Genomic DNA, 24392 nt, shown 5'->3' with positions numbered 1-24392 from the left:
AAGCTCCCCGGAACCCCCGCTTGCTGGCACACTGAGCCAATGAAAGAGGCGCGATCTCCCTTCCGACGGCCCGGAATCCGGGCGGCCATGTTTGTCGATTTCGACAACGTGTACACCGGCCTGCTGGCCCTCGATCCCTTGGCGGCGAAGCGGTTCGCCGAAGACCCCAAACATTGGGCGGATGCCTTGTCCGCCGGCGGCTCCGCCGAAAGTTCCCGCCGCTTCCTGATCCGAAACTGCTACCTCAACCCGGTGGTGTACTCGAAGTACCGGACGTACTGGACCCGTGCGGGTTTCCGTGTGATTGACTGCCCGTCGCTGACGCAGCGCGGGAAATCCAGCACCGACATCAACCTGGTGCTGGATGCGATGGACGCCCTGTCCGGCGGCGGCGGCATCGACGAGTTCTTCATCGCCTCGGCAGACGCTGACTTCACGTCCCTGATCCAGCGTTTCCGTGCCGCGGACAAGATGACCACCGTGATCGCCGCCGGAGCCGTGGCCTTTGCCTACCGCGAGATGGCCGACAGCGTGGTGGAGTCCCACGACTTCGTGGCCATCCTCAACGGCACCACCGGAGAGCCGATCCACGCCGTGGCCTCGGTTCAGTCGCCGCAGGCCCAGTCGGCCGCAAAAGCGAAGCCCAAAACATCGTCGAAGAGTGTTTCCGCTGCCGTCCGCGAGGTCTGCGAGTTCGTTCGCGCCGCCCCGGGTCCGGTTGTCGGGGCAATGGTGGCCCACCGTGCACTGACGGCGGATCCTTCCCTGAAGACCGACTGGGGAGGGTGCGGAAAGTTCGGGACCTGGGTGGCCCAGATCGGCAACGGTGTTGAATACTCCCCCTCCCGGGGCGGCTGGGTCTGGGACGCGCAGAGGTTTTCCAGTGACGACCTGCCCGCGGATGCCGACGTCGAGCCCGGCATCGAAGAGCGGGTCACCAGGGTGACGGACGTGCCCGCGCTGTCGCAGGCCCAGTTCCGGCAGTTGTTCCAGGCAATGGCTGCCAGGCTTCGCGAGACGCCGGTCAACCGCAACGAGCCGGTCAACCGCAACGAACTGTCCCGGCTGGTCCGGGACGACTGTGTCACCGCGGGCCAGCCCGTCTCCCGTGGTGCCGTGAACTTTGTCATTCAAGGCCTGGGCTACGTCAACTACTCCCTCAATGAGACTGCGACGGCGGACGGCCTGGCGGCGGCCTGGACCGAGAACGTGGAGGAACTGTGCCGGGTGGCGCTGATGGAGTTCGACGACGGCGAGAAGGTGTCGCTGCGGCGCTGGGCCAGCGGCGGGTACCTGGAAGCGTAGTTCGCGCGGCAGGCGTCAGTGAGGGGACGACGGCGGGGAGGAGCCGCCGTCGTCTGTCTCGGTCTGCTGCGGTGTGCGGCCTCACGGACCGCGCGGTTAGGCCCTGCTTCGGCGCGTCACGGCGCCGTAGATGCCCAGCACAATCACGGCGCCCAGAATAGCCAGCAGCCAGGTCCTGAGATCGAAGAATTCAGCGAGGCCGCCGCCGAAGACCAGCGAGCCGATCCATCCTCCAAGGATGGCGCCGACCACACCCAGAACCATCGTGACTACCCAGCCGCCACCCTGCCTGCCGGGAAGTATGGCCTTTGCGATAGCTCCCGCGATCAAGCCGAGCAGGAGAAAACCGAGAATTCCCATGACGAGCTTCCTTCCGAATAAGTGAACCGCTCAAGTGCGACAGGAGCAGGTATTCTGCTGGGACACGTCACGCCCTCTGCCTGTTGCCCTTCCGCGATCCGGCTGCCGGCACCTGCCGGTGACCGAAGTCTAAGGAGTCCCACCAGGCCCGTCACGAGTAGCCGACACCTGAATATGCGGCCGCACACATGCATTGCCGTCGCGGACTACGTGCCCGCGAAACTACGGGGGCGGCGGTCCGCCCCTGAGGTCAAAATACCCTAGCCGGTATGCCCGTTGGATCATAACCTTGGCTTCTGGCTAAGGAGGCCGATGATGTCCGTTCGTGGAGTCGAAACCGTGACGTTCAGGGTGGGCACGAAGAGCCGGCGCCGGGTGGCCTGCGCCGTGGTGAGCCTGGTGGCTCTGGCGGGATGTTCATCCGGAGGCGGGACGCCGGGCGCCACTTCACCAGGCGGGACACCCACGGCGACAACTACTGCGCCGCCTGCCTCCTCATCGGGCAGCCCTGCCGCAACCGGCTTTCCGGAGGCAGTCTTCACGGACCAGGAGCTCGCGACAATCATCAACGGAGTAGCGCAGAACCGGAACGTGCAGTTCCCCGCCGCCCAGGACTCCGAGCGCCAGCGCAGCGGAGCGGCCAGCGGCTCCTTCCCCCAGGTCAGCACCCAGGCAACCCCCAGCGAGTGCATCGCCTTCGTCCCCGAACACCCGTTCGTGCGCTGGGTAGACAAGAGCGTGAACTTCGCCGAGGGTGTAATGCCGATCGGGGCGCAGTCGGGACCGACCACCACCATCATGGTCACCCTGCGCAGCGCCGAAAAGGATGCCATCGCCAAGGCCGATTTTGGGTACACGGACGATCTGGCCTCCCGCTGCAGCCAGTTTGACCTGGCATCGACGGAGTCCGGACGGTCCTCAACATATGCACTCCAACTGCTGCCGGCTCCCCTCGTCGGAGGGAAGCCCCTCGGGGAGAAACAATACGGCCTGATGCAGACCACGAAGCCGAAGGGGCCAGGGGATTTCGGCTTGGTCGGGTTGCGGGTGCTTGCAGGAACCGTTTCCGTCACCCTGAGTCTTTCGGTGGCCGTGCTCAACTCCGAGTCCGATGCCAAAGCTGCCCTCGATTCCATGGCCGGCGTGGCGAGGGAGCTCATCGACCTGGCCGTGACTAAGCCGCCGACCGTTGTCCCGCCGCCGTCCAACTCCCGCACCGCTGACGAGCTCGTGGCACTGTTCAAGGGCGTCACCGGCCCGGACGGCAGTCCCGTAGCCCTGCCCGGCGCTTCGGTCATCGGCTCGGCGCCGGGCTTCAGTGCCGCTCCTTCGCCGCAGGGGCCCGTGCCTCCCTGTACCTTTAGCGATTCGGCGTATTACGGTTCGCTCCTGGGCTCGGTCCGCGGCCAGGGGCAGATTCAGGGTGCCACCAAGTTGGACTATACCGAGTTCAGCGTGATCAATATGCCTACGGCGGCGGCGCCGCCTTATCCGTTCGACACCCGGGCCGCCGCCCTCCGTGACTGCACGACGGTCCGGGAGGACATCCTTGGCGGCGGCTCGCGCGAGTGGTCGGCCGTCTCGCAGCTGAACACAACCATTGCCGCCGACTCAAGCTACGCCGTCGCCTATCAGTTATCGGACGGGACGGGCGAATGGCACGTCCGTGCCGGCGCGCGCAAGGAGATGTTGTCCGTGGAGGCCAATACCAGGACATCGTCACAGGACGAAGCCCGGGCCACCGCCGACCGGCTGGCGGCATTCTTCGGCAGCGTGTTCTCCAATGCCGGGCTGTAGAGCCAAGCGACACCGCTATCGGCGCGGCTGGCTGGCCGGCGCGGCCAGCGGCCCGGCCGATAGTGCGCGGGCAGCTTCACCGCGGGCATCCTCAAGCTCCTCCGGCGGCTCCGGCTTGTACACCCAGGCCACCAGCACCACCGAGATGATCATCAGCAGGAACCAGGACACCAGTTTGTCGAGCGAGACCATGTGCCAGCCGTCCACCTGGCTCGGGTAAAGCCATGCCCCGGACCAGGTGGCGATGTTCTCCGCAATCCAGATGAACAGCGCCACCAGCAGGAACGCGGCCACCAGAGGCATCCGGAACTTCCCGCGGAACACGCGGAAATGCATGACGCACCGTCCAAAGACGATCACGACGGCGGCCAGCAGCACCCAGCGCGCGTCCCAGATGTAGTGGTGGGTGAAGAAGTTCACGTAGATGGCCGCGGCGACGACCGCCGTGATCCACCGCCGCGGGTACCGGGCGAAGCGCAGGTCGAAAAGCCGGTAGACGCGCACCATGTAGGAGCCCACCGCGGCGTACATGAAGCCGCTGAAGAGCGGGACCGCCCCGACGCGCAGGAACCCTTCGGCCTCGTAGGACCATGAGCCGACGTCGGTCTTGAACAGCTCCATCACCGTCCCCACAATGTGGAACAGCACAATGACCCTGAGCTGCGGACGGTTTCCAGCCGTGCTGCCACCATCAGGATCTGGATGACGACGGCAGCGAGGGTCAGGAAGTCGTTCCGGGCCAAACCGGCGTCGTCCGGATACCACAGGCGCGCTGCCAGCAGTACGGCGAGGAGCGCTGCGCCAAAGATGCATGCCCAGCCCTGTTTGAGCCCGAAAACCACAAACTCGGTGAGCCTGGACCGGGTAACGCCCGCGGGCGCGCTGTCCAAAAACCGGTGTGCCCGCTGATCGATCAAAAGCTCTACGGATGTGAAGCTCCGCACGGATCCCCCATTTCCCTAGGCTGCACCGAGCCTGCCCAGGCAGTAGTTCTTTGGCCAGTGCCGGACTCGGCGCGGCAGCCGTGGATACACCACCGCGGACCACCGTACGGTGCGGTCGAACCAGCGGCCGTGACGTGCAGTCCACGGTAGCCCGAACCCTTGGCGCAGCTGGTCCGGCAGAAGCCCTGCGGTGATGAAGCGGGCCAGCGGCATGACCACACGCTGCCAGGTCGGGGGTTCCCGCGGATACAGCAGGCTGCGGGCCACGCCTGACGTCACGGCGTCGGCTTCCAGCCGCTGCAGGCAACCCTGCCAGTAGCGGCTGAACGCCTCGCGGTCGGCAGGCCACAGCTCCGGGGGAAGCTGCAGGGCCGTGCCGATTCTGGCGTAGTCCCGGTACATGAGGTCGGCCGTCTCGTCGTCCAGCGGACCGTAGATTTTTTCGTAGACGGTGACGGCGGTGTCGTACAGCGTGGCCACCACCCAGAGCTGTGATTCCGCGTCGAAGGCGCTGTAGCCGGGGGAACCTGCATCGGGCTTCCTGCGGACCGGCCCATGGGCTCGGTTGACGCTGCGGCGCACGGCCGCTACCTGGTCCTCCGTCCCGTACACCACGGCGTAGACGTAGGTCAGGGTGGAGCGGAGCCGTTCGAGCGGACGGTCCGCGAAGTTGCTGTGCTCGGCCACGCCGTGACCTACCGCAGGGTTCGCGATCTGCAGCAAAATTGCGCGTCCCGCCCCGGCGAGCAGGACGGCTTCCGCCCCCATGTCGGCAAGTCCACGCACCATGCCCACACACTACCCGAGAGCCGGCCCTCGCCGCCGCCCGCATATAGCCTTGGAACAGGAGGCGACATGACGGTTCGTAGTGCAGGCATCTTGCTCTACCGGTGGTCCCCGGCCGCCGGGCTGGAGGTCTGGATAGCCCACATGGGCGGACCCTTCTGGGCCCGCAAGGACGAGCACGCGTGGTCCATCCCGAAGGGTGAATACGCTGAGGACGAGGACCCGCTAACGGCCGCCCGGCGGGAGTTCGCCGAGGAAATGGGCAATCCGCCGCCGCCGGCCGACTACAGCGATCTGGGCTCTTTCAGGCAGCCGTCAGGAAAGGTCATCACAGCGTTCGCGGCCGAGTGGGACTTCCGGCCCGAAAGCATTGTGAGCAACACCTTCCCGCTGGAATGGCCCCGCGGGTCCGGCGTCATCAAGCACTACCCGGAGATCGACGACGCCCGCTGGTTCAACCAGACCGAAGCGCGAACCAAGCTGGTGAAAGGCCAGCTTCCCATCCTTGACGCCCTCGTACGGCGGTTGCGGAACAGCGCTTAGGACAGCGAGGGGACCGCGGACGACGGCGGGACGTCCCGCCGTCGTCGTTCATTCCGTTTTCGGTTTGGGAACTTTCGGGGCCTTCGGGGCCTTCGCCGTTTTGGGAACCTTGGGCGCCAGTGCTGCGACATGGGCCAGCGCCCGGGCCAGCCATGGCTCAATCTCCTCCGGCGGACCCTGGACCGGGAGCCCGACGTAGCCGCCCATGGGCCGTTCGGCCGGGCCGAAGGGCAGGGTTTCGCGGCTGCCCGCCAGCTCCTCGCGGTCAGCATCCGCGAGCCTCAGGCCCAGGGTGGAACCGAAAAGCCCGGCGAACATGTTTCCGTTGACGAAGGCGCCCAGGTTGCCGAACATCGGTTTGACGTCAATGCCGGGCAGCCCGCTCACCAGCGATCTGAACTGCTCTTTGTCAGCCTCAGTGGGCTTTGCCATTTCCATGGTGGCGCCTTCCGGTCCGGGCCTTCATTATCACCCGGCTACTGCTTGAAGGGGACCTTTTCCCAGGACAGCGCGCCCGGGCCGGTGGCACTGTTGGAAGCGACAGTGAACCTCACATAGTTGGTGGCGTTGGCGGACCCGTCCACGGTGATGCGCTGCAGATCATCGGCAGCCTCCTGGTTGTAGATGTCCAGCCAGGGCGATCCTTGCGCGAGCGGCTGGTTTTCGGCATAGACGTGGCTGTCGCCGTTGATGAGATAGACCGGGCCGTCGAAGCGGTTGGTCTCTTCGACGATGGCCGCGATGACTTCCCGGAAGCCTGATACCGCGTCCGGGTTGGCGGTGGCAGCAGCGAGGAGCGAGGGGTCGAACATGTCGGCCTGGGTCATCAGGACGACTGCCCGGTCGTCGCGGCGGGCCGCGTCGTTGAACGTGTCCCGCACCTGTTCCAGGACGGCCTTCGTCCGGTGGTCCACTTCAGCCTGCTGTTCGGGCGTGACCGCCGTTTCACCGATGCCGGTCCATGGCTGGAGCGAGTTGTTGCTGCCCTGGATGTTCACCACGGAGAACGCCACACGGTTCCTGGTGAAGCGGACGTTTTCCGGCAGCCCCAGCTCTTCCTGGCTCTTGACCGGCATCGTCGCACCGAGGGTCTTGCCGGGCGCGTCAAAGAACACCTCCCGGAGCTTGGCCAGCCGTTCCAGCGGGTTGTACGCGCCGTTGTTTCCGCGGTGGCAGTCCACCCATTCGTTGTCACCGGGCGTGTAGACCAGCGGATGCTCGAACGTATCGAACTCGGAGCGGATGTGTTCGAAGTAGTCATCCGAACACACGGAGGATCCGTTCTTGATGTCGCCCACGTGCGCCACAAAATCCAGGCTGCGGTCGGAATTAATGTCCTGGATGCGCGAGGGGAACTTTGCGATCTCGGCCTCGCCGTAGGGGATGTCGCCGATGACACCGAAGCTGAACGCCTGCTGGTTGGCGGCCTCCTCTTCGCTGGCCGTGGCTGAGGCGGCGGGGGCAAGGGCCCCGACCGCGAGGAGGGCAGCAGCTGTCGCCGCGGAAAGAGTCTTGAAGGTCATGGTGGATTCCTTGGGGAGTTCGGAACTTTTGCGTGTGAGGGGTGATGCCGGGTGACTAGTCCCGGGCGAGCAGGAAGGATTGCAGCGCAGGGAGGTCATCGGTGTTGATGTGGTCAACACCGGCGTCGGCGAGCTCGGTCCACATTGCCTCGCGAGCCGTTCCGGGCTGGTCCGGAGTGGCCCAGAAGCGCACCCTGTAACCTGCCGCGTGGGCGGTCTCCACGTAGGCGTGCAGCCTGGCCCGCTCCGCCTCGGGCATGGGTCCGACACCCTGCCAGGTAAACAGCTTGGTCCAGTTGTCGCTCACCAGCGGCATGAGCGCGGCCGGCATGCCGCTGGTGAGGTCCGCGGAGCGTCCGTCGTAGAAGCTGAACCGTTTTTCCTGTGCCTGCATGGTGGCCAGCGGACGGTTGCCGCTGATGACGGCGGTGACCGGTCCGGTCTTGGCGGTGCCGTTGCTGTAGCGGCTCATGATGGCCCGGTGTTCGCCCAGTTCCTGTTCAATGGCCGCGTAGGTGGATTCGCCCTCGCTCTTGATATCGATCAGCAGCTGCAGGCTGCCGTCCCACTGCGGATACACGCTGTGGCCCTGGTTCCGCACGAGCTCCTCCAGCGGATCCAAGTACAGGCTCTCAAGGGTCACCCCGGGCTTGACGTCTTCGCGGTCGTGGGCCACCAGGAGTTCGCCGTCGACCAGCCACACGTCCGCTTCCACACTGGTGAACCCGTGCTCGAGGGCGTCGAAAAGCGGCCGGGCGTGTTCGTAGTCGTTGTGCGCGTGCGCGGATGCCAGGGGCTCCCCGAGGACAACGGCTGGTGCGGCGCGCCGTGCTTCGGCGGAGGGCGCGGCGGCCGGTTCAGCGACGGCAGCGCCCGCGATTCCGGTCAGGGACATGAGGGCCACGAGGGCGGTGGCAGCGCATTTCACGAGCACGGAGGTTCTCCTTGGTGCGGATCAACGGGTGTCAGCTCAGGCGATCTGGCGCTGAGCGAGGGTGCCTGAAAAGAGTGCCCGCCGCGGAATAACGCGCGAGGACGGGACGGTTTCGGGCCCGTGAACAGGCGTGGACCATCAGCCAAAAGAGCAAACACTAGGCGAACAGCCGGGAAACAGCGGCCGGGAAAGCCCAATCCACTACTGGCCGGTAGGAATACTGGAAACCATGAACATCTTTACTCGTCGTCAAGTTCTGCGTTCTGCCGCAGCGGTGGCCGCAGCCGGAGCCGCGGGCACCGTGGTGGCCGCCGCGCCCGGCGTCGCCGCCACCGCGGCAAGCACGGGAGTCTTTGCCCACGGCGTGGCCTCCGGCGACCCCATGCCTGACAGTGTGCTGCTGTGGACCCGGGTCACCCCGTCGGCGGAGGCACTGCCCGGAAGCGGACTGGGCCCGGATGTCCCGGTGGGCTGGGAAGTCGCGGCTGATCCCGGCTTCAGGAAGGTGGCGGCCAGGGGCACCGCCAACACAGGAGCTGCCCGGGACCATACGGTCAAAGTCGTCGCCGGCCGCCTTTCGCCCGCCACCACCTACTGGTTCAGGTTCACCGTGGGCCAGTCAGTGTCCCCTGCGGGTCGAACCCGAACGGCTCCGGCGGCCGGCGCCCCGGTGGACCGGCTGAAGTTCGGAGTGGTGTCCTGCGCCAACTGGCAGGCCGGCTATTTCTCCTCGTACCGCCACCTCGCCGCCCGCGGCGACCTCGACGCCGTGCTCCACCTCGGCGACTACCTTTACGAATACGGGCCGGGCGAATACCAGGCGCGCGACGTGGTGGTCCGGCCCCACGAGCCCGCGCACGAGATGACCCGGCTATCCCACTACCGCCGCCGGCACGCCCAGTACAAGTCCGATCCAGACCTGCAGGCGCTGCACGCTGCCGCGCCGTTCATCGTGACTTGGGACGACCACGAATCGGCAAATGACGCCTGGAAATCCGGCGCCGAAAACCACACTGAAGGCACCGAAGGGGCATGGAGCGAACGGTTTGCCGCCGCGCACCAGGCCTACGCCGAATGGATGCCCGTACGCTACGAACCGGGCGGCCGGATTTACCGCCGGCTGGACTTCGGTTCCCTGGCAAGCCTGTCCATGCTGGATCTGCGCTCCTACCGGGACCAGCAGGCCGCCAGCGGTATTGACGGCGCGGTCAAGGACCCCGCCCGCACCATCACCGGCGCCGCCCAGATGGACTGGCTGCTGGGCAACCTTGAATCCACCGGCCCGCAGTGGAAGCTCGTGGGCAACCCCGTCATGATCGCCCCCGTCCGGGTCCCCTCGACGCTGAGCACCGCCGAACTGGCCGCCGTCCAGAAGCTGATGGGCGGCACCAGCATCAGCGGCGTGCCCTACAACGTGGACCAGTGGGACGGCTACGAAGCGGACCGTAACCGGGTTGTGGGCCATTTGCGGGACAACGCGGTCAAGGACACCGTCTTCCTCACGGGCGACATCCACTCCGGCTGGGCCTGCGACATCCCCGCGGATCCGGCCAGCTACCCGGCAACCGGCGATTCAGTGGCCGCGGAACTGGTCTGCACGTCCGTCACCAGCGACAACCTCGACGACATCCTCAACGTTCCGCCCCGGACTGGATCCGTCGCCGTGGAGAACGCCATCAAGGCGGCAAACCCCCACGTGAAATACCTCGACTTCGACTCGCACGGCTACTCCGTCCTCGACGTGACGCCCGCCGGAGTGCGGATGGACTGGTACGTCCTCGCCGAACGCACCTCCCCCGGCTCAGGATCCACGCTGTCCACATCGTTGAACGTTCAAGCCAATACGGGTAAAGTCACACCGGCCCAGGGAGGACTCCTGTGAGGAGCTCAGCAACTATGCGTTCGACGCCGGGACGCCGCCAGTTCCTCCAACTTGCCGCCGCCGGCGGTGCCGCCGTCGTGCTCTCCGCCGCACAGGGAACGGCATGGGCCGCCCCGGCGGCGGGACGGACGCGGAGCTATGTGCTCGTAGTGGACGGCTGCCGCCCGGACGAGATCACCGCCGCCCTGACTCCCAGGCTGGCCGGCCTGCGTGCAGCCGGCACCAACTTCCCGGCGGCGCGCTCGCTCCCCGTCATGGAGACGATTCCCAACCACGTGATGATGATGACGGGAGTGCGGCCAGACCGGTCAGGCGTTCCTGCCAACTCCATCTTCGACCGCGCCGAGGGCGTGGTCCGCGACCTCGACCGGCCCACCGACCTGCGGTTCCCGACGCTCCTCGAGCGTTTGCAGGCGCGCGGACTGACCACCGGGTCGGTGCTGAGCAAGCAGTACCTCTACGGAATCTTCGGGACCCGGGCCAGCTACCGCTGGGAACCCCAGCCGGTCCTTCCGGTGACTGGTCATGCGCCCGATGCCGCCACCGTGGACGCCTTGCTGGCGATGGTCAGCGGCCCGGACCCGGACTTCGTGTTCACCAACCTCGGCGACATTGACCGCGCGGGCCATTCCGACCTTTCCGGAACCACGCTGCGCGCTGCCCGGGAGGCCGCCCTGGCGGACACGGATCTGCAAGTGGGCCGTTTCATCGGCCACCTCAAGAGCACCGGCAAGTGGGAGTCCAGCGTGGTGATGGTGCTCGCCGACCACTCCATGGACTGGTCCATCCCGACGAACGTGATTTCGGTCGATCTGATCCTGCAGTCCCGCCCGGAGTTGCGGAACAATATCAAAATCGCCCAAAACGGCGGAGCTGACCTGCTCTACTGGACCGGGCCCGATGCGGACCGCAAAGCCGGCCTGGCCGCCGTCGAACAGCTCGTGGGTGCGCATCAAGGCGTGCTGTCCGTCAACAGGCCGGCCGGTCTCCGGCTGGGGGCCGAAGCCGGCGACCTCGTAGCCTATTGCCGGGCGGGCTGGCGGTTCTCCGACCCCTATGTGGCCTCCAACCCCATCCCGGGTAACCACGGGCACCCCGCCACCGAGCCCATCCCCTTCTTTATCACCGGCGGCAGCCCCCTGGTGGTCCCAGGGACGGTGTCCTCCGACCCCGCAAGGACTGCCGATGTCGCCCCGACGATCGGCGACATTTACGGCCTGAGGGCCCCGGACGGCGGGTACGACGGAACTTCCAGGTCCGGCTCGCTGCAGCTGTGACTTAGACGCGCGGACGACGGCGGGACCTTCCCGCCGTCGTCCGCTCGCCTTTTCTTTGTCCCCCCGGGGCTACCAGGTGGTGGCCTCCGAGCGCGAGGCGAGCCACTCCCCGTCCACGCGGATGAAGTCCATGCTGAGCTGAAGCGGCCACTTGGCCCGTGCCCCGTAGACGGTCGCATCGGTGATGATCCTGCCCATCAGCCGGGCAGTGTCGCCGCTGAGGTGAACGGACACATCTTTCTCCCGGGCAGCGTGGTAAACGAACTGCCCGGCCCGCATCTGCGCCAGCCATTCCTGTTTCGGCTGGAAATAGCCCGTCATGTGCGTCAGCGAGAAGTCCTCCGTCAGGAGCTCCCCCAGTTCCTCGGTGTCGCCGGCAACCATGGCCTCCAACTGGGCCCGGTAATTTTCCAGGATCTCGGCCCGGTCCTGTTCGTCTTCAGTCATGCCATCAACGGTATTGGCCCCGGTCGAGTGGCGGGAGGACCTGTCAGTACATGCCAGCAGTTGGCCCGTGTGCCGGTCCCTCCGGTGGGCGGTAGCTTTGGGGAATGACGGAAAGCTACCGGTACGACGTGGAGGTCCTGCATCTGCTGGTGTCTCCGGCGCACGCTTACTTCGGCAGAGCACGCGAGGGTGCCGCCGACGTCCCCACCACGGACGCCGACCATGTGGAGCTCGTGGCCGGCAAGGGGATTGTGGGCGACAGGTTCTTCGGCAAGGCCGCCCACATGGATGCCGCCGTCACCCTGCTAGCGGTGGAGGCCCTCGAAGCCATGGCCGCGGAGCTGGGTGCCGGCCCTTTTGATCCGCTGCTGACTCGGCGCAACGTGGTCCTCAGGGGCGCCCATCTAGCCCCGTTGCTGGGCGGTGAGTTCGCGGTGGAATCGCGCGGCGACGTGGTCCGGCTCAAGGCCGGACGGCCGGCCCACCCCTGCGCCTGGATGGACCAGATGCTCGCGCCGGGCGCACACAAGGCCATGCGGGGACGTGGCGGGGTCCGCTGCCAGGTTATTTCGGGCGGCATCCTGCACCGCGGGCCGGCGGTGCTGGTCAGCCCCGTGCCGCTGGACCCCGGGCAGGCCGGCGTGCCGGCCCTGCTCAGGCCATCGCGGTTGCCGTAGGACGGCCGGCACCAACGGATTAAGGTCGACGGCGGCGCGGCGGCGGACACGCCTAGGCGGCCGCGCTTGCCTCGGAGGACAGAAAGAGCGCCCAGTCGCTGAACGGGTCCTCGGGTAATGGTTGATCTGTCAGTTCGAGGTCGGGCGGCGGGTTTTCTGGCCACAGGTTTTCGGGCAACAGGTTTTCTGGCAGCAGGTTTTCGGGCAGCAGGTTTTCGGGCCACGGGACGTCTTGCAGCGGTGCTTCGGGTGGCCAGTGGGGTGGTTCCCAGTCGGGGTCATCCGCCAGTTCTGGCAAGTGCGGTGGTTCCCAGTCGGGTTGTTCGCTGGCGTAGGAGCGGCCCGTTGGTGAGGTCCAGCCGGGCGGATCGATGGCGCTGGCCCCGGTGGGAGTCCAGACCGTGGCGTGCTTGAGTCGGTGGTGCCTGGGACAGGGCTGGCCGAGGTTGCTGATCCCGGTGGTCCCGCCGTTCGCCCAGGCGAGGAGGTGGTCTGCCTCGTTGTCCAGGGAATGGTTGCTGCAGCCCGGGAACGGGCATTTGCCGTCCCTCAGCCGCAACCACTGCCGCAGCGCCTTGGGAATCCGGTAGCCGGCCCGGCCGATCTCCAACGGCGCACCGTCCCGCGGGTCAGTCAACACCCTCAGCAACGACGACGCCCCGTCGGCCACGAGCGCACGCGCCATCGACGGCGGCACCGGACCGTAGCCGTCCAATACGGCCGGTTCCCCGGTCACGCCGAGCAGCGAGAACACCGGAACGGTAATCAGGACCTGCGCCGCCGGGGACGGGACATCCCCGCCCGGAACAGCGTCCGGAGCCTGTCCCCGGCCGGCCGTCAGCAACCAGGTCGCGGCGACGTCGGCGCGGAGCTGGGTGAGGGTCCTGGACTCGTCCGGGCCCTGGAGGGCACGGGCGGCACTGGTGGTCCGGTCCCAGATCCCGGCAGCGGTGTCGGCCGGGAGGTAGGCCGAGAGCCAGGCCATCCCGTCCCGGTCCGGGGTGTACTCCACCCGCCGCTCCGCGACGCCCCGGACGTGGCGTTCTTCGATGCTGACCGGGTGGTGCCGTTCCCGCCAGGTACGGACCTTGGCCCGGAACCGGGACGGGACAAGGTCCCCGGCCGGGCAGCCGCGGGCAGGGTTAAGTGCGTCGGCGTCCAGGAAATGTGCCTCCAAGCCAGCGGCTCCAGCCCGGTCCAGGTTCGCGGTTTCATCCACCATCACCCTGGCGTGCTGCCACGAAATACGCCCCTCCCCCAGCGCGGAGAGCGTCAGCGGCAAGGCGGTGGTCAGGGCATGCGCCTCGGACAGCAGCGCCCCGGCGGTGCGTTCACTGACCGTCAAAACGCACGCGACCTCAGCCCTTACCGCCATGTCCCGGACGGTGTGCTCCTGCGGGGACACGGCCGGCGGCGCGAGGGCTGCGGCTGTTTCAGCGTATCCGGCCGCGAGGTGGACTTTCAGGGCGGCCATTCCGGCTTCCATCCGGGCGAGCTCAGCCATCCCGTCCAGGCACGCATCCGCCCGGTCCCGAAGAAGGTCAGCACCATCCACGCCCGGAGCGCCAGTCCCGCGCCGGACCACAGCAGCCAGCGCAGCGAAGGACGCCTCAACGGCCTCCATCGTCTCCACAACCGCCTTGATATCCATACCCAAAGCATCCCAGCAGGCACTGACATTTTTCAGTCATACGTCGGCTGCCCGTGCCCAAACGCAAGCTCACGACGGCGGGACTTCCCGCCGTCGTCCACTTCGCTTTTTGGCGCCGCTCCCCCCGGGCGCGACCCCCTACAGCTCCGGCTGATCCGGGATGAACGCTTCCTGCGCCAGCCGGGTGAAATCAGCGATGAGGACGGAGGGGTCGTCCTTCCAGGACGCCAGGAAAACCGAAATGGGCGGGGCGTCGCGGACAGGCCGGTACGTGATCCCCGGCCGCGGATTCTGCGCTGCCGTGGCCCGAGGAAATTCCGATGGCCCCGTCCCGTGGAGATGAGGGTCAGCCATTCGTCGACGCCCTGCACCAACCGGAACTCCGTTCCAATGAGCGTAGATGCGAAGCGGTGGTCAGCGAGGGGCGCCGGACGACGGCGACGCCGACGCCTCCGTTCGCGCGGGCCGCAGGAGCGCGACGGGGGCCGTTGAGGCAGTCACGGCGCCCTGACCAGGTCCGCCGTGCCATGGTCCCCGATGGCGTCCATCACCCTGTCCGTGACTTCATCGATGGCGCCGATGCCGTCGACCCGCGTGAGGATGGTGCGCCGGGCATACGTGGCCACCACGGCCTCGGTCTGCTCGTGGTAAAGGTCCAGCCGGTGCCGGATGACGGCTTCGTTGTCGTCGCTGCGGCCGGTTTCCCGGGCGCGGCCCAGGAGGCGCTGGACCAGTTCCTCGTCGTCAGCGGTGAGCTGCAGGACGACGTCGAGCGTCAACCCGCCGGCAGCCAGGACCCCGTCCAGGTAGTCGATCTGGGCCACAGTGCGCGGGTAGCCGTCCAGCAGGAAGCCTGTTTCGACGTCGTCCTGGCTGAGGCGGCTGCGCACCATCTCGTTGGTGACGCTGTCCGGAACAAAATCCCCGGCGTCCATGTACTTCCTGGCTTCGACGCCCAGCGGCGTCCCGCCCTTCACATGGGCACGGAAGATGTCCCCCGTGGAGATCGCTGAGCCGCTCCGATATGCGCTCCGCCTGTGTCCCCTTGCCGGAACCGGGCGGGCCGATAATCAACATTCTCGTCATTCGACTGACCCTTCGTCGTGTCATTCGTGGACCTTTGCGCCCATGCTAGGACTTCAAAGGTTGCAGGCAGGCTGCATCGACCCTCCGAACAAATTCAGTCAGCATGCTTACTATCGGGCGGGTGTCGGGTTTACGATGAAGTTGTGAGCCGCAGGCGGACCGCAGGCGGCTACCAACCGGAGGGAGTTTCACCATGGGTCTGGATGACAAGATCGAGAATGCTGCCGAGAAGCTTGGCGGCAAGGGCAAGGAAGCCGCCGGCGAGGCCAAGGGCGATCCGAACCTGAAGGCCGAAGGCCAGGCTGACCAAAGCAAAGCGGACCTGAAGCAGGCTGGCGAGAAGGTCAAGGACGCCTTCAAGGAATAAGCGCCAGGACGCTGCCACAAGGCAAGCTAACTACAGGAAGGGTGCCATCCGGCTAACGGGTGGCACCCTTCTTTGCGGCAAGTCCTACCCCGTGACTTCCCAGCCTTCCTGGTACTCGGGGTGCCAGCCATACACGGAGGCGAGGCACATCAGCACATACTCGCTGGTCCCGCCCATTTGCGACGGTATGTCGGTCACCAGCGGCACGTTGGCCAGGATCTTCCGCTTGGCAGCGCACTCGGCCAGCACCCGCGCGGCAGTAAACGGCGAAACTTCGAGTCCGGTCCGGACCACCGGCTGGCCCTGGCCGCCCGCGCCCGGCCCCGGGCCGCCACCCCCGTGCCTCGCCTCGAGTTCGGCGGCAGCCGCAGCGGCACTCGCAGCCTCCAACTCGGCAGCGGCCGCCTCGGCTGCGGCCAACTCCACCGCGGCCGCCTCGTCCTCGGCAATCCGGGCTTCCAGGAATTCGATGATGTCCGCCATGCCCCCATACTTCTGCGTCGGCATCCTTCCCCGAAAACCGGTCCGGCCTGCGAAACGGGATAGCCGCGCTTCCGAGCGGGAGTAGAGACGTCACCGCCATTGACGACGCCGGATGGATGCCACTGTTCCCCGAGCTGCCCCGCACCATGGGCCACGAAATCGCCGGCGTCATCACCCAGGTTGGCGAGGGCATGAACCACTGGAAGATCTGCGGCTTAACCGATCTCCCGGTTGACCGCCGGCATGATCTCGGTGGCCAGAAGCTCTATGGAGCGGGCGGTCTCGGCAAACGGCAGGCCGCCCAAGCCGATCTGCGCCATGTAGCGGCTGTTGCCCAGGGTCTGGTGGATTTCGAGGAGCTTCTCGGTGATCTGCTGCGGGCTGCCCACCAGCAGTCCGCCGCCCGGCTCTGACCAGTCGTCAAAGGTGGAGCGCGGGAAATGGTCCACCGGGCGGGGCATGTTCTGTTCGAAGTAGGCCCGGTAGTGCGGGTAGAAGGTGTCCCGCGCCTGCTGTGACGTGGCGGCCGCGTAGAAGTGTCCGCCCACACCAACTGGCAGGCTTGCCGCATCATGTCCGGCTTCGTCGGCGCTGTGCCGGTAGAGCTCCGCGAGCCGGCGGAACCGCTGGGGCCCGGAGAGCAGGGCGATGAACAGCGGGAGGCCAAGCCGGCCTGCCCGGGCGAAGCTTGCCGGGGTCCCGCCCACGCCCACCCAGACTGGAAGTTGTTCCTGCACCGGCCGGGGCACGATGTCCATACCGGGAATGCTCTGCGTCAGGGTCCCCTTCCAGCTCAGGGAGGCGTTGTCCCGCAATTGGAGCAGCATGCGCAGTTTCTCGTCGAAGAGGCCGTCGTAGTCGTCGGTGTTGTGGCCGAACAACGGGTAGGACTCGATGAACGCCCCGCGGCCGGCGATGATTTCCGCACGGCCATCGGAGATCAGGTCCAGGGTGGCGAACTGCTCGAAGAGCCGCACGGGATCCTGCGTGGACAGCACGGTGACGGCGGTGCTGAGCCGAAGGTTGGTGGTTTCCCGCGCAATGGCAGCGAGGACGATTTCGGGAGCCGACAGGGCAAAATCCCGTCGGTGATGCTCGCCCAGGCCCAAAAAGCTGAGACCCGCCTGGTCCGCCAGCTTGGCCAGCTCGATGATCTCCGTGAGGCGCTGACGTGGTGACAGCGCGCTGCCGGTGCTGATGTCGCGGGAAAGCTCGCCGAAGGTGAAGATGCCAAAGTCCATATTTTATTGAACATTCAACCTTCTGGATTCATTCCATGGTGAAGCGTACGACGGCGGGACCTCCCGCCGTCGTACACTTGCAAACCGCTACGAACGGGCCGCCAGCGATTCCAGGGCAGCCCGGGCGCCGACCCGGTGGAGGTCATCAAGGGCCTGGGTGTAGGCCGCCACGAAGACCGGATTGTCGATCAGGTCGCCGAAGATTTCACGGTTGGAGATGAAGGCGAGCGGTTCCTCGCGCTGCCGTGCCGCCGCAGCCATCAGCGGTTCCTTCAGGCGGTCGACCACGTCGATGGGGTTTCCCTGTTCATCGGCGCCTTCGTCATAGCGCGCCCAGCTGGCGACGATCGCCGCGGAGCGGGCGATCTCCCCGCCCCGTTCCAGGTTGATGCGGATGACCGGCACCAACCACTTGGGGATCCGGTCCGAACTTTCGGCACACAGCCGGGCCAGGGTGTCCCTGACGTGCTCGTTGGAGAACCGCTCAATCAGGGTCTGTTGGTAGCCATCGAGGTCGATGCCGGGGACGGGATGAAGTGTGGGGGTGGCTTCCTTGTCCATGTAACCGAGTAGGAACTGCGCGAACAGCGGGTCCTGGGCCACCTCATGGGCGTAGCGGTAGCCGGCGAGGTAGCCGAAATAGCACATGCCCTGGTGGCTGGCGTTGAGCAGGCGCAGCTTCATCAATTCGTACGGTTCCACGTCTGCCACCAGTTGGACTCCGGCGTCCTCGAAGGGAGGCCGGTCCAGGCTGAAGTGGTCTTCGAGCACCCATTGTTCGAACGGTTCGCACACCACGGGCCAGGCGTCCTCGACCCCGAATTCCGCCGCGATGGCCTCGCGGTCGGCGTCGGTGGTCACCGGGGTGATGCGGTCCACCATGCTGTTGGGGAAGGGGACATTGTTCTCCACCCAGCTCCCGAGTTCAGGGTCCTTGAGGGTGGCATACGCGGTGAACATTTTCCGGGCCACGTCGCCGTTGCCCTGGATGTTGTCGCAGGACATCACGGTGAAGGGGGTAAGTCCGCGTGCCCGCCGCCTGGCGAGTGCTTCGGTGACGAGGCCGAAGGTGGTCCGCGGTGCGGCGCCGGGCTGGAGGTCGTGGACCACGTCCGGGTTTCCGGCGTCGAATTCGCCGGTGACGTGGTGGAAGTTGTAGCCGCCCTCGGTGACCGTGAGCGAAACGATGCGGATCGCCTCGGAGGCCATCTTCTCGATGACGGCCTCGGGGTCCTCGGGAGCAAAGAGGTACTCGATGATCGAACCGATGATCCGGCCGTCCCGTGTACCGTCCGGGTTCTTCACCACCAGCGTGTAGAGGCAGTCCTGGCTGTCCATGACCTGCTTCATGCGGGCATCCCCGGGCAGGACCCCCACCCCGCAGATGGCCCAGTCATGCGCGTTGCCGGCGTTCATTAGCCGGTCCAGGTACATGGCCTGGTGCGCGCGGTGGAAACCGCCGACGCCGAAGTGGACGATCCCGGCGGTCAGGCCGGAGCGGTCGTAGGAGGGCACTGCTACGGAAGCGGACAACCCGGAAAGTACGCTGGGCTCGAGTGCAGGCATTGTCTAACCTTCCATTGCGGTGAGGGAGCCGGTCAAGGAACCCAGCTCGGCTGACGTGGGCGGGTTGGCACCCGGCCGGGAACAGGTGATGGCCGCGGCCCTGTTCGCGTAGGCGGCCAAGGCGTGAAGTTCACCCGGAGTGATGTCCCGCAGACGCTGCCGTCCACCGGCGCCCAGCGCGTCCAGCTGCGCGAGTCCTGAGACCAGGCCGGCCATGAACGAATCCCCCGCCCCCACAGTGTCCGCCACAGTGACGGCTTCCGCCGGCATTTCCACGCGTCCTTGCCGGGTCATGATGACCGGTCCGTTCGCGCCGCGGGTCAGGGCAACAATTGCCGGGCCGAGTTCCAGCCATGCTTGCAGGCTCTCCTCCAGGGCCCTGTCCGGGTAGAGCCACGCGAGGTCTTCATCGCTGGCCTTGACCACGTCGCTCGCGGCCACAAAGAGTTCCGCCTGCGTGCGTGCCGCGGTCGCGTCAGGGCTGATCCCCGGACGGCAGTTCGGGTCGAAACTGACCGTCGCGTGCTCCCGGGCTGCCTGCACCAACGCGAGCGTGGCCTGGGCCTCCGGCGGCAACACGGCAGCGATCGATCCCGTATGCACGTGGGCGGACCCCTCGGCGGCGGCCAGGGCGGGAAGCGATGCCCCGTTGAAGTCCCAGCTGATGTCGAAGACGTAGCTGGCGGCGCCGTCGGGAATGAGCGTGGCGGTGGCCGTTGATGTGGGTGCACTGCCGCCCCTGACCGCCGTCACCCCGTTGGAGTGCAGGTGCCCTTCGATCATGAGCCCGTACCGGTCATCCGCGTAGTGCGTCACGAGGTTGGTTGCCAGGCCCAGCCGCGCAGTCCCCACCGCCACGTTGAGGGGGCTTCCGCCGGGGTGTTCCTGGACTTCCTGCGGCCGGCGCGGGTCGCTGATGATGTCCACGAGGGATTCGCCGATGACGGTGATCATGGTCAGCGGCCCGGGTAGACCACGGCTTTGAGCTGGCCGGGCTGCTTGCCTGCCTTGAGCGCGTCTTCGGATTCGGTGAGGGCGAACTTTCCGGTGACCAGGATGTCCAGGTCCACTTTTCCGTCGGCGATCAGCTGGATCGCCAGCGGCCAGGTGTTGGTGTAGCGGAACACGCCGGAGAGCCAGATCTCCCGGTTCTGGAGGTAGGAGACGGGGAGTTCGACGTCGTCCGCCCCCAACCCGACCAGGATGACCCTGCCGGCGGGCCCCACGGCCTTGATCCCGGAACGGACGGCCTGCGGTGCGCCGGAAGCGTCAATGAACGCGTCGACGTCGAGCCCTTCCACGCTGTCCGTCTTCGCGTTCAGCGCGTGCGTGGCCCCGTGTTCCAGGGCGAACGAGAGGCGGTCCTCGGCGATGTCGCTGATGTAGATTTCGGTGGCGCCGAAGGCCCGGGCGGCCTGGGCGGCGATGATGCCGATCGGGCCGGCGCCGGCGATCAGGACCCGGCTGCCGGGCTTGATCCCGGCACGTTCGCACGCCCAGAGGCCCACCGAGAGGGGTTCGATGAGGGCTGCTGCTTCGTCGCTGACGCTGTCCGGGATGTCGTAGGCGAAGTCGCTCTGGATGGTGACGTATTCGGCGAACGCGCCGTCGATCGGCGGGGTGGCGTAGAACTCGATGTCCGGGCAGAGGTTGTAGCGGCCTGCCTTGCACTGCTTGCATTTGCGGCAGGGGCGCTGGGGTTCGACGGCGACCCGCTGGCCGATGCGTGCAGGGTCCACGGCGCTTCCGACGGCGGCGATCCGGCCGGAGAGTTCGTGGCCGAGGATCAGCGGGTGGTCCACCACGTAGTCGCCGATCCGGCCGTGCTCGTAGTAGTGGACATCGCTGCCGCAGACGCCGACCGCGGCCACCTGCACCAGGACCTGGTCGGCATCGAGCTGCGGGACGGGCAGGGTTTCCATGGCCATGTCGCCCTGGCTCTTCAGGATGGCGGCGCGCATGGTGGACGGCACTTCAGGCTGCCCGAGCGCTGCGGTCTGGGCGGTTGATGTTGTCATCTGGGTAATCCTCTGGGAATCGAAGGGGAATGACGTTACTTGACGGCGCCGAGGGAAAGACCCTGGACGAGCTTGTCCTGGGCGGCGAAGCCGGCGAACAGCACCGGAAGGGAGATCACGACGGCGGCCGCGCAGACCTTGGCGAGGAAGAGGCCCTGGCCTGAGACGAAGCCGGTCAGGAACACCGGGGCGGTGCCTGCCACCACCCCGGTGAGGACCCGGGCCAGGAGCAGTTCGTTCCAGCTGAAGATGAAGCAGATCAGGGCGGTCGCGGCGATGCCGGGCATGGCTACGGGGGCGATGATCTTGCGAAGGGTCAATAGGAGGTTGGCGCCGTCGATCTGGGCGGCTTCCAGCATTTCGACCGGCACTTCGGCGAGGAAGGACCGCATCATCCACACGGCGATCGGCAGGTTCATGGACGTGTACATCAGGATCAGGAACCAGATGTTGTCCAGGGCCCCGACCGTCCTGGCGAACAGGTAGAGCGGAAGGATTGCCGCCACCACCGGCATCATTTTCGTGGAGAGGAAGAAGAACATCACGTCGGTCCACTTCTTCACCGGCCGGATGGAGAGGGCATACGCCGCGGGAATGGCCAGGACGAGGACGAGGACCGTGGACAGGATCGAGGCGGTGGCGGAGTTGATCAGCGCCGGCCAGGGGCTGACGCCGGACGCCTCGCCGAAGAACTCCCGGTAGGCGTCCAGGGTGAGGTTCGCAGCGATGGACGGTGGATTGGTGGCGGCGTCCGTTTCGGAGTGGAAGGACGTCAGGATCATCCACAGAACCGGGGCCGCGAACAGCAGGGCCAGCAGCCAGGCCGCGATTCCGGCTGCGGTGTTGTTGCGGGTCGGGTCCATCCGGGACTTGCCGCTGCGGACGGGTCCCGTGGCACGTGCGGCGGGCGATGTTGCCTTGCGGGGTGCGGCGGGGGTGAGGGTGCTCATCGTGCTGCCTCCTTCTTGAAGAGCGAGAATACGGTGCGGAGCGCGAAGGTCGCCACGATGATGGTGCCGATGACCACCACGACTCCGGCGGCCGAGGCCAGTCCGTATTCGTTGGCGAAGTAGAACGTCTGGTAGATGGCGTAGGGCAGGTTGGCCGTGCCCAGTCCGCCGGCGGTGAGCGTGAAGACGGCGTCGAAGTTCTGCACGATGTAGATCGCTCCGAGCAGGCCTCCGAGCTCCAGGTACTGGCGCAGGTGCGGCAGCGTGAGGTGGCGGAAGATCGCCCACGGGGTGGCGCCGTCCATCTGGGCGGCTTCCACGGTGTCCATGGGCCGGGATTGCAGCCCCGCCAGCAGGATGAGCATCATGAACGGTGTCCACTGCCAGACGAGCGAGATGATGACTGCCATCAGCGGCGCCTGGGACAAGAGGTCCAGCTGCGGCGGCGTGGTGCTGCCGAAGAGGGACCAGACCCAGGTCAGGATTCCGTTGATCAACCCGTAGGTGGGGTTGAGGAGGGCGTGCTTCCAGATAAGGGCCGCGGCCACGGGCACCACCAGGAACGGTGCGATCAGCAGGGTCCGTGCCAGTCCGCGGCCGATGAATTTTTTGTCCAGCAGCAGGGCCAGGCCCAGCCCGATGACCAGGCTCGCCAGGACCACGGAGACGGTCAGGAGGATGGTGGTGAAGATCGCCTGGCGCAGGTCGGGATCCGTGAGGACGGTGACGTAGTTCTCGACGCCGGCGAAGGCGGTCTTGTCCGGGCTCAGGCTGTTCCAGTTCATGAACGAGATGATCAGGGTCACCACGAACGGAAGCTGGGTGACGATGATGAGGAAGATCAGTGCCGGCAGCAGCGGTGCGCGCCGTGCCCAGGCCAGGGCGCGTTCCCGCGACCGTGCGTTTCGTGTCGGTGTGGCTGCATTGCGTCCCGGGCGGGAGATGCGCGCCGTTGCGGTAGTCATGATGTTCTCCTGCGGTTCGGTTAAGGCTGCTTGTACTTGTTGCCGACTTTTTGTGCGGCTTCCTGGCCCTTGGCCAGCGCGTCGGCCACGGTGCCCTGGCCGGCGATGGCGGAGCTGACGCCCTGGGAGACATTGGTGCCCAGCGCAGCAAACTCGGGAATGCCCACAAACTGGATGCCGACGGCCGGGCGTTCCTGCGCTCCCGGATTCTTCGGATCGGCGTTCTCGATCGCGAAGCGCTCGGCCTCGAAGAACGGCGCCGCCTTCTGGAACTCGGCGTTCTCGTAGGTGGAGATGCGCTTGCCGGACGGAACCTTGGCCCAGCCGAGCTTGGACGCGACCAGTTCTTCATATTCCTTCGAGCTGGCCCAGGCGATGAATTTCCCGGCAGCATCCTGCTTCTTCGAGGCAGCCTGCATGGCCCAGGACCAGGTCCACAACCAGCCGGAGGACTTGGTCTCCTTGATCGGGGCCTGGGCGTAGCCGATCTTGCCTTTCACCGGGGAGGCGTCGGCTTCCAGGGCTCCGGCGGCCGAGGTGGCGTCGTACCACATGGCCACTTTGCTTTGGCTCATGTTGTTCAGGCACTCGGTGAAGCCGGCCTGGGCAGCGCCCAGTTCACCGTGTTCGCGGACCAGTTTGGTGTAGAACTCGACCGCCTCGGTAAATTCCGGGGAGTTAACCTGCGCGTTCCAGTCCTTGTCGAACCAGGTGCCGCCGAAAGTGTTCACCACAGTTGTCAGCGGTGCGAAAACCTGGCCCCAGCCGGGCTGGCCACGAAGGCAGATCCCCTTCATGCCCGGGGCCGCGCCGTCGACCTGTGCAGCGATGTCCGCGACCTCATCCCAGGTGGGCTTCTCCGGCATGGTCAGGCCCTTGGCCTCGAGGATGTCTTTCCGGTACATCAGGAAGGATGATTCGCCGTAGAACGGTTCGCCGTAAAGCTTGCCGTCCTCGCCGGTAAGGGACGCCGTGTAGGCCGGAAGGATGTCGTCCTGGTCAAAACCGGGGTCATTGGCCACGCTGTCCAGCGGTGCGAGCCAGCCGTTGGCGGAGTAGAAGGGGATCTCGTAGTTGGACAGGGACGCAACATCGTACTGGCCGGCCTGGCTCGAGAACTCCTGGCTGATCTTGGCCCGGACGTCGTTCTCGGGAAGGATCGTGTAGTTGACCTTGACGCCGGTTTCCTTGGTGAAGTTATCCGCGGTGAGCCGCTGGAGGTCCTCCATCTGGGGGTTGTTCACCATCAGGACATTGATGGTGTTCGGATCGCTGGCGGAATTGCCTCCGCCGGCACCGGCACAGGCCGAGGCGCTCAAGGCGACGCACAAGGCTCCGGCGGCCAGGGTCGCAGCACGCATTTTTGTGCGCATTCAAGGACTCCTTTGTTCTTCATGGGGGTGCACAGCCGCCGCACCCCGACTGCTGCGTCGACGTACCGGACTGGTGCGGGGCTTGGCATCGGAGACCCGATGTGCCGCGCTGATGTTCCTCAACTGTAGGTGTGTGCGGTAGGGCACAACTAGCGTCCTGCTTGCCCAAATCTGATACTTATTTTCCGTGCCGTTCCACCTTGGCAGGGGCTAACCT

Annotated in this window: 23 protein-coding genes and 2 pseudogenes; 7 read left to right on the top strand and 18 right to left on the bottom strand. The window is 66.4% G+C overall.

All coding sequences use genetic code 11. The annotated features are described in order from the left end of the window. The first annotated feature begins 39 nt into the window (after nt 1-39). Nucleotides 40-1305: an NYN domain-containing protein gene (locus RW112_RS15210; protein WP_317782574.1), complete on the top strand. Its 1266-nt coding sequence runs from the start codon at nt 40-42 to the stop codon at nt 1303-1305. 96 nt (nt 1306-1401) lie between these two features. On the opposite strand, the gene RW112_RS15205 is transcribed toward RW112_RS15210, so the two are convergent. Beyond that, complete coding sequence (locus tag RW112_RS15205; RefSeq protein WP_043484223.1) at nt 1402-1665, bottom strand: GlsB/YeaQ/YmgE family stress response membrane protein; 264 nt, start codon at nt 1663-1665, stop codon at nt 1402-1404. 312 nt (nt 1666-1977) lie between these two features. Between RW112_RS15205 and RW112_RS15200 the strand changes: the two genes are divergently transcribed. Then, complete coding sequence (locus tag RW112_RS15200) at nt 1978-3462, top strand: hypothetical protein (RefSeq protein WP_317782573.1); 1485 nt, start codon at nt 1978-1980, stop codon at nt 3460-3462. Nucleotides 3463-3477: 15 nt separating this feature from the next. On the opposite strand, the pseudogene RW112_RS15195 reads toward RW112_RS15200, so the two are convergent. After that, nucleotides 3478-4406 (bottom strand): annotated as a pseudogene (locus tag RW112_RS15195) (DUF817 domain-containing protein). Nucleotides 4407-4421: 15 nt separating this feature from the next. After that, entirely contained in the window at nt 4422-5195 is a 774-nt protein-coding gene (locus tag RW112_RS15190; RefSeq protein WP_317782572.1) for an oxygenase MpaB family protein, read from the bottom strand. A 66-nt stretch (nt 5196-5261) separates the two neighbouring features. Here RW112_RS15190 and RW112_RS15185 point away from each other — a divergent pair, with 66 nt between their 5' ends. Beyond that, on the top strand, nt 5262-5735 hold the full coding sequence (locus RW112_RS15185; RefSeq protein WP_317782571.1) for an NUDIX domain-containing protein: 474 nt from the start codon (nt 5262-5264) through the stop codon (nt 5733-5735). A gap of 48 nt (nt 5736-5783) precedes the next feature. Here RW112_RS15185 and RW112_RS15180 read toward each other — a convergent pair whose 3' ends face one another. From RW112_RS15180 to RW112_RS15170, 3 genes are read right to left on the bottom strand one after another with little or no spacing between them, the layout of a single operon-like run. Continuing rightward, entirely contained in the window at nt 5784-6173 is a 390-nt protein-coding gene (locus RW112_RS15180; RefSeq protein WP_317782570.1) for a TfoX/Sxy family protein, read from the bottom strand. Nucleotides 6174-6211: 38 nt separating this feature from the next. Beyond that, on the bottom strand, nt 6212-7258 hold the full coding sequence (locus tag RW112_RS15175; protein WP_305942340.1) for a hypothetical protein: 1047 nt from the start codon (nt 7256-7258) through the stop codon (nt 6212-6214). A gap of 55 nt (nt 7259-7313) precedes the next feature. Then, entirely contained in the window at nt 7314-8153 is an 840-nt protein-coding gene (locus RW112_RS15170; protein WP_411709921.1) for a phosphatidylinositol-specific phospholipase C/glycerophosphodiester phosphodiesterase family protein, read from the bottom strand. A 268-nt stretch (nt 8154-8421) separates the two neighbouring features. Between RW112_RS15170 and RW112_RS15165 the strand changes: the two genes are divergently transcribed. Together RW112_RS15165 and RW112_RS15160 are read left to right on the top strand one after the other, a co-directional pair. Continuing rightward, nucleotides 8422-10074: an alkaline phosphatase D family protein gene (locus RW112_RS15165; RefSeq protein WP_317782568.1), complete on the top strand. Its 1653-nt coding sequence runs from the start codon at nt 8422-8424 to the stop codon at nt 10072-10074. Nucleotides 10075-10088: 14 nt separating this feature from the next. Continuing rightward, a complete protein-coding gene (locus tag RW112_RS15160; protein WP_317782567.1) occupies nt 10089-11351 on the top strand; it encodes an alkaline phosphatase family protein in 1263 nt (420 codons plus the stop codon). A 69-nt stretch (nt 11352-11420) separates the two neighbouring features. Here the strand turns inward: RW112_RS15160 and RW112_RS15155 are convergent, their stop codons facing one another. Continuing rightward, nucleotides 11421-11798: a nuclear transport factor 2 family protein gene (locus tag RW112_RS15155; RefSeq protein ID WP_317782566.1), complete on the bottom strand. Its 378-nt coding sequence runs from the start codon at nt 11796-11798 to the stop codon at nt 11421-11423. Nucleotides 11799-11902: 104 nt separating this feature from the next. On the opposite strand from RW112_RS15155, the gene RW112_RS15150 reads away from it, so the two are divergent. Then, nucleotides 11903-12475: an MOSC domain-containing protein gene (locus tag RW112_RS15150; RefSeq protein WP_317782565.1), complete on the top strand. Its 573-nt coding sequence runs from the start codon at nt 11903-11905 to the stop codon at nt 12473-12475. Between the two features lie 52 nt (nt 12476-12527). Here the strand turns inward: RW112_RS15150 and RW112_RS15145 are convergent, their stop codons facing one another. From RW112_RS15145 to RW112_RS15135, 3 genes and pseudogenes are all read right to left on the bottom strand, one after another. After that, complete coding sequence (locus tag RW112_RS15145; protein ID WP_317782564.1) at nt 12528-14126, bottom strand: HNH endonuclease signature motif containing protein; 1599 nt, start codon at nt 14124-14126, stop codon at nt 12528-12530. Nucleotides 14127-14264: 138 nt separating this feature from the next. Next, nucleotides 14265-14480 (bottom strand): hypothetical protein, encoded by a 216-nt coding sequence (locus RW112_RS15140; RefSeq protein ID WP_317782563.1) that lies wholly within the window; start codon nt 14478-14480, stop codon nt 14265-14267. A gap of 143 nt (nt 14481-14623) precedes the next feature. After that, nucleotides 14624-15212, bottom strand: a pseudogene (locus RW112_RS15135) (adenylate kinase). A gap of 193 nt (nt 15213-15405) precedes the next feature. Between RW112_RS15135 and RW112_RS15130 the strand changes: the two are divergent. Further along, nucleotides 15406-15579 carry a CsbD family protein gene (locus tag RW112_RS15130; RefSeq protein WP_317782562.1) on the top strand — a complete coding sequence of 58 codons (174 nt, stop codon included), beginning with the start codon at nt 15406-15408 and terminating at the stop codon, nt 15577-15579. A gap of 84 nt (nt 15580-15663) precedes the next feature. Here the strand turns inward: RW112_RS15130 and RW112_RS15125 are convergent, their stop codons facing one another. The 8 genes from RW112_RS15125 to RW112_RS15085 form a co-directional block, all read right to left on the bottom strand. Further along, nucleotides 15664-16062 (bottom strand): DUF6221 family protein, encoded by a 399-nt coding sequence (locus tag RW112_RS15125; protein WP_317782561.1) that lies wholly within the window; start codon nt 16060-16062, stop codon nt 15664-15666. 215 nt (nt 16063-16277) lie between these two features. Beyond that, a complete protein-coding gene (locus RW112_RS15115; protein WP_317782560.1) occupies nt 16278-17303 on the bottom strand; it encodes an LLM class flavin-dependent oxidoreductase in 1026 nt (341 codons plus the stop codon). Between the two features lie 87 nt (nt 17304-17390). After that, the gene (locus tag RW112_RS15110; RefSeq protein WP_317782559.1) at nt 17391-18869 is read right to left on the bottom strand and encodes a mannitol dehydrogenase family protein; all 1479 of its coding nucleotides are present in this window, start codon (nt 18867-18869) and stop codon (nt 17391-17393) included. Between the two features lie 3 nt (nt 18870-18872). Then, the gene (locus RW112_RS15105; RefSeq protein WP_317782558.1) at nt 18873-19823 is read right to left on the bottom strand and encodes a carbohydrate kinase; all 951 of its coding nucleotides are present in this window, start codon (nt 19821-19823) and stop codon (nt 18873-18875) included. Nucleotides 19824-19825: 2 nt separating this feature from the next. After that, a complete protein-coding gene (locus tag RW112_RS15100) occupies nt 19826-20887 on the bottom strand; it encodes an NAD(P)-dependent alcohol dehydrogenase (protein ID WP_317782557.1) in 1062 nt (353 codons plus the stop codon). A gap of 35 nt (nt 20888-20922) precedes the next feature. Continuing rightward, entirely contained in the window at nt 20923-21837 is a 915-nt protein-coding gene (locus RW112_RS15095; protein WP_317782556.1) for a carbohydrate ABC transporter permease, read from the bottom strand. Beyond that, entirely contained in the window at nt 21834-22802 is a 969-nt protein-coding gene (locus RW112_RS15090) for a carbohydrate ABC transporter permease (protein WP_305942354.1), read from the bottom strand. The genes RW112_RS15095 and RW112_RS15090 overlap by 4 nt, the downstream gene beginning before the upstream one ends. 20 nt (nt 22803-22822) lie before the next feature. Further along, nucleotides 22823-24175: a sugar ABC transporter substrate-binding protein gene (locus RW112_RS15085; RefSeq protein WP_317782555.1), complete on the bottom strand. Its 1353-nt coding sequence runs from the start codon at nt 24173-24175 to the stop codon at nt 22823-22825. Nucleotides 24176-24392: the final 217 nt, after the last annotated feature.

It is taken from the genome of Arthrobacter sp. B10-11 (assembly GCF_033142195.1).
Taxonomy (GTDB): domain Bacteria; phylum Actinomycetota; class Actinomycetes; order Actinomycetales; family Micrococcaceae; genus Arthrobacter; species Arthrobacter oryzae_C.
The sequence above is the reverse complement of the archived record's forward strand: the minus strand, read 5'-3'. Positions and strand labels throughout refer to the sequence as shown.